Annotated in this window: 9 protein-coding genes; all 9 read right to left on the reverse strand. The window is 30.1% G+C overall.

Annotation, left to right across the window (positions count from 1 at the left end; genetic code table 11):
* Positions 1-299 (reverse strand): hypothetical protein (locus ACN4EE_RS22460; protein ID WP_431708746.1); only part of this gene is annotated, 299 nt, incomplete at its 3' end.
* 119 nt (positions 300-418) lie between these two features.
* On the reverse strand, positions 419-673 hold the full coding sequence (locus tag ACN4EE_RS22465) for a type II toxin-antitoxin system RelE family toxin (protein ID WP_431708747.1): 255 nt from the start codon (positions 671-673) through the stop codon (positions 419-421).
* Positions 673-933, reverse strand: a complete 261-nt coding sequence (locus ACN4EE_RS22470; RefSeq protein WP_017295275.1) for a type II toxin-antitoxin system Phd/YefM family antitoxin — start codon at positions 931-933, stop codon at positions 673-675. The genes ACN4EE_RS22465 and ACN4EE_RS22470 overlap by 1 nt, the downstream gene beginning before the upstream one ends.
* Positions 934-1012: 79 nt before the next feature.
* The gene (locus ACN4EE_RS22475) at positions 1013-1777 is read right to left on the reverse strand and encodes a hypothetical protein (RefSeq protein ID WP_431708748.1); all 765 of its coding nucleotides are present in this window, start codon (positions 1775-1777) and stop codon (positions 1013-1015) included.
* Between the two features lie 190 nt (positions 1778-1967).
* Positions 1968-2246: a DUF2442 domain-containing protein gene (locus ACN4EE_RS22480; protein WP_431708749.1), complete on the reverse strand. Its 279-nt coding sequence runs from the start codon at positions 2244-2246 to the stop codon at positions 1968-1970.
* Positions 2247-2248: 2 nt separating this feature from the next.
* Entirely contained in the window at positions 2249-2437 is a 189-nt protein-coding gene (locus tag ACN4EE_RS22485; protein ID WP_431708750.1) for a DUF4160 domain-containing protein, read from the reverse strand.
* A 37-nt stretch (positions 2438-2474) separates the two neighbouring features.
* Positions 2475-2810 carry a DUF5615 family PIN-like protein gene (locus ACN4EE_RS22490; protein WP_431708751.1) on the reverse strand — a complete coding sequence of 112 codons (336 nt, stop codon included), beginning with the start codon at positions 2808-2810 and terminating at the stop codon, positions 2475-2477.
* A complete protein-coding gene (locus ACN4EE_RS22495; RefSeq protein WP_431708752.1) occupies positions 2800-3120 on the reverse strand; it encodes a DUF433 domain-containing protein in 321 nt (106 codons plus the stop codon). The genes ACN4EE_RS22490 and ACN4EE_RS22495 overlap by 11 nt, the downstream gene beginning before the upstream one ends.
* A 167-nt stretch (positions 3121-3287) precedes the next feature.
* On the reverse strand, positions 3288-3399 hold a 112-nt coding region (locus tag ACN4EE_RS22500; RefSeq protein WP_431708753.1), incomplete at its 5' end, for a type II toxin-antitoxin system YafQ family toxin.

Below are 3399 nucleotides of genomic sequence, written 5' to 3' on the forward strand. Positions count from 1 at the left end.
CCTAACCAAAAACTATCAGATAAAGGCTCATCAAAATCCTCAGCCATAGAAATTGCCCCTAAATGTAATCCGGGTTTTGCTATTTTATTCTCTTGAAATTTCAAAGCATTTTCAGCATCGAATAAAGGAGTTAATTTTGCTTCTTCCATTGCTTGATTTAAACAATAATTTTCTAAATATTCAGGTAAGTCATCATCATTATTTTTCTCATTCTGGATAATTTTTTCCCATATTTCGATGGGAATAACTACCGCTTTTTTATTTCCATTTATATCTGTTAAATATTCTACACTTTTCATAATTAATAATTGTTACTAATTTATGACCATTTTATCATAACTTTTTTATGGCTTAGAGATGCGATCGAACTCCACCCCAAAAAAGTCGAACTTTCAAACTACTATTAATAGCAAGTGTACTAATCTCCATAATGAGTCTTTGCTCGATGAATATAAATTAGTTTTTGAGACTCATCAATAGTGTAAAGGATTCTATCTTTGTAACTTAAACGTATAGAGTAGAATCCAGCAAGATCGCCTAGCAGTTTTTTGCCATCATAAGGAAGAATACTTAGTTTTTCTTCAATAATTTTTTTGAGTTTTTCTTTCTGTTTTTGAGTAAGTTGAGTGACATCTTTTTTTGCTTCTTTAGTAAATCTTATTTGATAAACCATCAATCAATATCTCCTAAGACATCATCTAAAGAGTAAGTTTCATTATTTGATATTTGTTCAAGGGAACGTTGTAAACTTTCTCTTAGTCCAGAAATTGATAATAGCTCGATGGTTTCTTGTAAACTCTCGTAATCTTTTTGAGAGATTAACACCGCCGAAGCATTAACTCCTTCTAATTCATATATTTTATTTTCTTCGTTGACTGATTTGATTAATTCGATTAAATCTTCTTGATTATTATTGATGAGCAATTTTTCCATAAGTGACACTCTATTATTAATACTATTTTAGTTTAGCAATTCGATCGAACCTCCCCCCAAAAAGTCGATCGTTTTTTATTCAATCATCACTTTTGGTCTTAAAACTGGGAAAATTATCTGGTAATTCTCCTTCAAAATCATTCAGTATGGTATCCCAAAAGTTTTGAATAGTATGTAAACAATCTAATTGACATTCATTTATTGCCAAGTAAAGTTCCTCTTCCGATATTTGTTCATCACCACACCAACTATAAAGTAAAGATGTTGTAATTTTTGCTTCATTGTTTCCACATTTCTGATAAATAGAATAAAGTGAAGGCATTTTATGTTTTTGCTCAAAGAGTGATTCAACTGCGATTGACCAAATCCAAGCCCATTGAAAATCAAAAAATTCCTCTGACTCAAACCAATCCCTCCCCGATTCTTCTCTGTTGAGCATCTCTTTTTCATCATCATCGAGTATATCTTCATCAATAATTAGAGCCTGTTTGTGGACTAAACAATTTTCTTCATCATCCCAATCCACTTCCCCTTCTGATTTAATAAAACTGGTGGTAAAGTAATAATATTGACTTTGACAGGGTTTGACATATTCAAAACAAGCGATCGCACCTTTATACCTTTCTAAAAGTATTTCAAATAGATAATCTCTACAATACCTCGGATCATAACCATAACAACCATAACCCCCTGAGTTGAAGAAAACTGAGTTATCCTCAATCCTTAAATCCCTAACATAAGAGGTATCATAATCATTATTTCGATCGATTTCTTCGATTAATTGTTTGATTTTTTCAGCTTCTAAACTGATTACTTCAGCGTGAGAATACCAAGATACGCCCATTGTATTTACTCCTTTAATTTTTACTGCTGTTTAAATATTTTGTACTTACTACTTATTTATCCTATTCACTTTAAAAATTTATGCAGTTTGCCCTTAATATTTTTTGATGAAGTTTCACAGAAAAGGGCGATTATCTTTGATATTTTTTATAATATTTTCTTATGAATGATGTAAGAATACTATAGAAAAATTATTTATAAACATAGCTAGAAAATTGAGGTAATGATTGTTTTGTAATAGCAGAATAAAGTACATCTGGATCTAAATCTGCTCCATTGTCCCAATAAATAGTTCCCCATTCAGGATTTAATTTGACTGTTTGAAAATAATCTATTTGTTTTAAAGGGGTAAAAATACCAGTAAATTCTATAATATTACTAATATCAATTACTCCCTCTTTATTATCTTCAAATTTGAGGTAAAGTTGATAATTTTCTAATGGTTTAACTTCAATAATATCTTTTAACATTTTTACTCCAAAGGTTCGATATTTTCTAATGGTTGATTTTGTCTTGCTAATTGCCAATTCTCTCTTAATTCCGCTTGATGTAATAAAGCCCATTCAATAACTATCCCTAAAAAAATTCGAGGGCTTAATTTTCCTTGCAAAATAGATAATGTTTCAATATCTATAATTGCTTTTTGTTGGTTATATCTCATAAATTAGCTTTCGATGTGAAATTTGTTCTAATTAGGGTTACAAATATTCAAGATGATTTATCATTTCTTCTACTTCAAGTATTTGCCAAATTAGAATTAAATATTGTATTATTTCACCAATGGATTTACTTTTTTGCTGACAATAAACAATACCGTAATGATTAATTCCTTGATGATGAAGTCTCAAAAAATCTGTATCTTGAGTAAAAATAACTCTTCGTTGAGATATAGCAAAAAATAATTGTTCTTCATCTGAAATACCGATGAAATTTTGTTCAGGAGTGGTAGTTACATCAATTCCTCTTCTTTTCAACCCATTAGCAATAGCTTGGCTAATATTTTCATCTAAGTGAAATTTGATTTTATTTTCCATCTTTATTTTTAAGTTTTTTCTCCACAAGAGAAATGGTTTTCTTTTTCATTTCTAAAGCGAAATTTTCGTCATCTTTTATTTGTTTTCTAATTTCTTCTTGATGATCATAATAATATGCTAATGCCGCATAAATATCTGACAAATCAATAGTAGGATAATGAAGTAAAATCTCATCCGCCGACATTCCCATTTTTTCGTAACATATTACTATATTTTGTACGGTAATACGATGCCCCGCAATACGAGGTTTTCCACCGCAAACCCCAGTCGTAATTTCAATATGCTCTTTTATAATTGAAAGTGCTGTCATACTGGTTTCTTTTCAAATAATTTAATTTATTAATTGTAATATTATTTTAATTGTCCTGTTCAACTTCTATTTTACCTTTTTAAAGTTCGATCGAACTCCACCCCCAAAAGTCGATCGCCAAAGGCGGCGCAGCGCGATCGAACCTCTCCTATCAAAATTAGTCCTAATTAATAAACTTCGTCATGAGTACCAATATCAATTAAATTGATTTCCTCTTCTAAGGTTTCTTGATTATACTCAAAACAAAACACAATACGACAATCATATTCAACGGTACAA

Source organism: Geminocystis sp. CENA526, assembly GCF_050753365.1.
Classification (GTDB): Bacteria; Cyanobacteriota; Cyanobacteriia; order Cyanobacteriales; family Cyanobacteriaceae; genus Geminocystis.